Annotated in this window: 3 protein-coding genes; all 3 read left to right on the forward strand. The window is 53.5% G+C overall.

Annotated elements, in window-relative coordinates; all coding sequences use genetic code 11:
- The coding region (locus VKV29_RS12375; RefSeq protein WP_324201618.1) for a hypothetical protein at nucleotides 1–186 on the forward strand (186 nt) is incomplete at its 5' end.
- A 128-nt stretch (nucleotides 187–314) separates the two neighbouring features.
- A complete protein-coding gene (locus VKV29_RS12380; RefSeq protein WP_324201619.1) occupies nucleotides 315–2,405 on the forward strand; it encodes a PDZ domain-containing protein in 2,091 nt (696 codons plus the stop codon).
- Between the two features lie 25 nt (nucleotides 2,406–2,430).
- Nucleotides 2,431–3,021: hypothetical protein (locus VKV29_RS12385; RefSeq protein ID WP_324201620.1), on the forward strand; the 591-nt coding region annotated here is incomplete at its 3' end.

Consider the following 3,021-nt stretch of genomic DNA (forward strand, 5'->3'; position numbering starts at 1 on the left):
AACCCTGAGGAGACGATTCCCTCGCTATTACCCTACCTTTGTACAGCCCGCATTCGCGACACGAAAGGACGTGAGAAGCCGATCGGCTCGGTGGAAGACCAGATACCCGGCGGAGGGGCGATGAATTTACCGGCGATTATCGCGGCGTTCAAAAAAAAAGCCCGATCTGAAGTACCTTACGCTTGAGATTGTAGGGACTAAAGACTTCCCTTTGGAGAAGGTGGATGACGTAGTGCGGCGATGCTATCAGGCCCTTGCTCCTTTGGTAGAAGCGGCGTAGGAGTGCGGTTCATCTGGAGAGAGGGGAAGGGGCGATGAAGCGGTATCTTATCGGGTTCATTTTGGGTGGCTTGCTATTAGGCTATGGAAGCGCCTATAGCGATGCACGCCCGGTGAGGCGAGGGACTTCTGCGCCGGTGGTGCGTCACAAGGTGGAACTCATAGACACGCTGCACAGGGAGATCGCGTTTGCCAGGGCGCGCGTGTATCCTGCCTTGGTGAATATCCTTGTTGTCTATCGCTATTACGATAGCGGGCGGGCGCAGCGCGATCTGGCAGGAGGCAGCGGGGTTATCATCAGCCCAGACGGCTATGTTATTACCAACTACCACGTGGCCGGGCATACGACCTATATCGAATGCACCCTTACCGATGGGGAACGGATAGAGGCAAAGGATATCTATGATGACCCACTTACCGACATCAGCATCTTGAAGTTGAACCTTAACCAGAGAGCCAACCCGAAGGCACCGCTGCATTATGCCGTTTTAGGAAATTCGGATGATCTGCATGTGGGCGATTTTGTGCTGGCCATGGGCAACCCATTGATGCTGTCCTCTTCGATGACCTTAGGGATCGTCTCTAACACGCAGCGTGTATTCACGGATTTTACCGGCAATCGTATCGAGCAGGTTGAGTTGGATAGCGGGCAGCAAACCGGGCTTTTAACACGATGGATTCAGCATGATGCCCTCATTTTGCCAGGGAATTCCGGTGGGCCTTTGGTGAATATGCAAGGCGAGGTTGTGGGGATCAATGAGTTAGGCGGTAACGGTGTTGGTTTTGCAATCCCTTCCAATCTTGTACGGCGGGTATTCGAGCAGGTGCTTACGCACGGGAAAGTAGTCCGTGGGTACTTGGGATTTGAGCCGTTGCCGGTAGATAAGTTAGGCCGTAAGACGGGCACATTAGTTGCCGCCGTTATTCCGAAATCGCCGGCAGCAGAGGCTGGATTAAAGCCGGGGGATGTGTTGTTAAGCATTAATGGAATGCCCACCAACATTCGATTCTTGGAGCAAGTACCGCTGCTTTATCAGCAGGTAACGGCCATAAAACCCGGTACGCGGGTGAGCTTACAGGTGTTGCGGCAGGGCAAGGTGCTTACGCTCCATACGGTTGTGGCGCCGATGCAGCCCTATTTGGGCCATGAGAGCGAGGTAGCGGATTTAGGGCTTACCGTTCGCTCCATTACCCCCATGATGGCTTTACTTAACCATCTACCGGACACGAACGGGTTGATGGTGACGGGTATTCGCCCTGGGTACCCGGCAGATAACTCGCAGCCAAAGCTTGCGGTAGGAGATGTGATTCGGGCGGTGGATGGGAAGCCGACTCCCAATTTAGCAGCGTTGGAACAGGTGGTGAAGGCAGATAAGCAGCAGGGGCGATTGGTGGTTGCCTATCTGCGACAGAACCAAAGCTGCCTAAGCGTGCTGCGTATGGAGAAACCGGAGACATCCAACAACGATTTTGAGCTTCCACACGCCTGGCTTGGGGTGCGCACGGAGGTGTTGACCCCTGAGATTGCGGAGGTACTGCATGTACCCGGGACTCAGGGGTTTTTGATAACGGAGGTGTTTCCTGGAACCAACGCGAGTCAGGCAGGGCTACGAGTTGGCGACATTATAACCTCTTTGAACGGGCAGAGCTTAGAGGCTTCCCGACCACAAGATGAGGAGATGTTAACCCATGCCATTGAGAATTTGGATGTTGGGAGCAGGGCAACATTAGGGATTTTGCGAGGAGGCAAGCCACTCGAGATCGAGGTAACTTTACAGGCATCGCCCAGCTCGGCGTCGGAGGTTGCATCGTATCAAGAGAAGACGTTTGAGTTTACGGTGAGGGATTTGACGCTTTTTGATCGGATCGAGCGTCATTTACCGCTCGATCAGAAGGGGGTTATTGTAACGGACACGACGGAGGGGGGCTGGGCAAACATTGCCGGCTTGAATGTGGACGATATCATCTTATCGGTAAACGGGCAGCCGATTGGGGACGTCAGCAGTTTCAAGCGGGTGATGTCTGAAGTTGTGTCGCGCAAGCCGAAGGTGGTAACCTTATTTGTGCATCGTGGGGCGTTAACGTATTTTGTGTTTATCCAGCCGGATTGGGCTCATTTAAACTAGGGAGTGAGGGAGGAGACGGGAGGCGATGTTGAACTATCGTCATATCATAACAAACCTTATCGGACCATGTGTTGCGCTCACTGCCTTTGCGGGCTATATAGGAAGTGCTTACGCTCAACAGACACCGGCGAATGCCTCTCTGGCAGCACAGGAGCCACAAAACCCCGTGCAGCTTATGCAGACCCTGACACCATCACTCGTCACCGTAAAGATCGTTTACAAGACTCAGGTGAGTGAGGGAGGGCAGTCGTCAACTTCGGAGGGAAAAACAGAGACCACGGGCGTAGTAGTCTCTCCGGACGGGCTTGTGATGCTGTCAACCAGCAGCTACTCGTTTGACTTTGGGGGCTTTTTCGGCAATATCGGAGGTGGCGGGGATAACTCCGATTTCAGGTCGAAAACTATTCCTACCGACTTCAAGGTAACGGTCGGGCATGATCAGAAAGATTACAGCGCTAAACTGGTCGCTACCGATACCATCTTAGGGCTGACCTTCATCCAGATTACCGATCTGCAAGGAAAGAGGTTAGAGGCCGTGGACATGAGCCAGGGCGCGCAGCCTGCCTTAGGGGAGAAGGTGATACTCTTCTCGCGTCTGAGCAAAGGGTACGATTAC

Source organism: Chthonomonas sp., from assembly GCF_035294165.1.
Taxonomy (GTDB): domain Bacteria; phylum Armatimonadota; class Chthonomonadetes; order Chthonomonadales; family Chthonomonadaceae; genus Chthonomonas.

Excerpts from the sequence above, each read along its gene's own strand:
- VKV29_RS12380 (WP_324201619.1), top strand. The coding sequence starts at position 315 with ATGAAGCGGTATCTTATCGGGTTCATTTTGGGTGGCTTGCTATTAGGC.